At 77.6% G+C, this 1,594-nt stretch carries 2 protein-coding genes and 1 pseudogene; 1 reads left to right on the top strand and 2 read right to left on the bottom strand.

Features of this window, described 5'->3' with window-relative positions; translation table 11 throughout:
• Both NH602_RS30700 and NH602_RS30695 read right to left on the bottom strand, forming a co-directional pair.
• Positions 1 to 501, bottom strand: a 501-nt coding sequence (locus tag NH602_RS30700) for a TetR/AcrR family transcriptional regulator (RefSeq protein ID WP_253069668.1), incomplete at its 3' end; no start/stop codon positions are given.
• A 67-nt stretch (positions 502 to 568) separates the two neighbouring features.
• Entirely contained in the window at positions 569 to 844 is a 276-nt protein-coding gene (locus NH602_RS30695) for a hypothetical protein (RefSeq protein WP_251786493.1), read from the bottom strand.
• Positions 845 to 1,012: 168 nt separating this feature from the next.
• Between NH602_RS30695 and NH602_RS30690 the strand changes: the two are divergent.
• Positions 1,013 to 1,594 (top strand): annotated as a pseudogene (locus NH602_RS30690) (hypothetical protein); the annotation flags it as partial.

The raw sequence follows: 1,594 nt of genomic DNA, 5'->3' as shown, positions 1-1,594 counted from the left end.
GGCGGCGATGTCCTCGGTCGCGACCCGCAGCGCCCCGTTGAGCGCCGCGGCCTGCACCCGCACGGCGACGTCGCCCGCGGCGCGGCCGAACCGGCCGGCGAGGATCCCGGCGAGCACCGGTTCCGCCCGCTCCTGCACGACGAGCCAGATCGCGCGCAGCGCGGGCTCGTCGCGGCTCATCCGGATCACCGCGAGCACAAGGTCGAAGTCGTCCGGGCCCGCGTCGGGGTGCTCGGCGTAGTCCCCGGCGAGATGCTCGGTCAGCCCGACGCCCGCGGGCCAGCGGGTCAGGCTCGCGGTGAACGCGTCGGTGGCCAGGCTCAGCACCGGCTCGACGCAGCTCTCCTTCGTGCGGAACCAGCGCCAGAACGTGCGCGCCGACAGCCCGACCGCCTCGGCGATCTGCTCCCCGCCGGTCGCGGCGACGCCGTGCTCGCGGAACAGCCGGATCGCGGCCCGGGAGATCTCCAGGCGCTGCAAGGTGCGGCGACGGTCGCTCATCGGCCGCCGTCCGCGCCGGACCGCCGTCCCCTCCGTCACACCGCACCCCCGAGTGCTCGCCGGGCGGTCAGCCTAGACGGCGGGCGTTGGCCCGCACCCGGGTGCGGATCGGCTCCAGCGCCCGCTCGAGGGTCGCCGGCCCCGGCTTCGAGGTGACCAGGACGACCGCGGCCCGGGAGAACCCGTCGACCTTCTCGGCCCACATCCGGTGGAACTCGCGGACCTCACGCGCCGGGGGCGGGAAGCCCGAGGTGAGCATCCGGGCGGTGCGACGCGCGATGACCAGCGGCGCAAACACCGCGATCTCGGCGAGCGAGAGGACGGCACGAGTGGTGGCGGGCACGGGACGGACGGTAGCCCCTGCCCCCGACACCCACGGGCCGCGCGCCGGTCACCGAGGGCTCGCCGCCGGTCACCGCCGGTTCGGGTGGCGACACCCCCTCCCGCGTTAACGATGGGGCGCGGGGCCACGACAGGTAACCGAACGCGACCCCGGGGAGGGCTCACACGCATGGCCGTCGAGACGTTCTGGGACGGGCTGGAACGGCGCATCGCCGCCGGCGAACCGCCACACGGGGAGCACCCGGGCGTCGCGCCGGACGGGGTGACACCCGAGGCGCTGCGCCGCGTCCTGGACCTCGAGGCGCACCACCTGCGCCGCTCCGGCACCGCGCCGGTCGCCCAACACCTGCTCGCCGGGGCCGTCCTGGCCGGAGAGGCCGCGCTGGCCGGGGCAGCCCGGGCCCGGCTCACCGCCCAGGGCGTCCCCGCGCTGACCACCCGCTGGCGCACCCGGCCACCGTCGGCGGCGCTGAGCCGGGTCCTGGAGGGTCACGGCGACGCGGTCGTCGCGCTGCTCGCCGGACCGGACGGCCTGCTGCTGTCGCTCGACGCCTCCGGTGAGAGCGGTGCCTGGGACGCCGGGACCGGACACGCGGTCCCGGACCCGCTCGCCGGGCCCGGCGGTCCGCGGCCCCCGGCCTCCGCGGTCCACGCCCGGACGGTCGCCCTGTCCCCCGACGGCGGCCTGGTCGCCCTCGCCGGTGACGACCCCGTGGTGCGGGTGCTGGCCACCGACGGCCCGGCCCGCGGC

The organism is Pseudonocardia sp. McavD-2-B, assembly GCF_024124365.1.
Classification (GTDB): Bacteria; Actinomycetota; Actinomycetes; order Mycobacteriales; family Pseudonocardiaceae; genus Pseudonocardia; species Pseudonocardia alni.
This window is presented reverse-complemented; position numbering and strand designations above follow the sequence as displayed.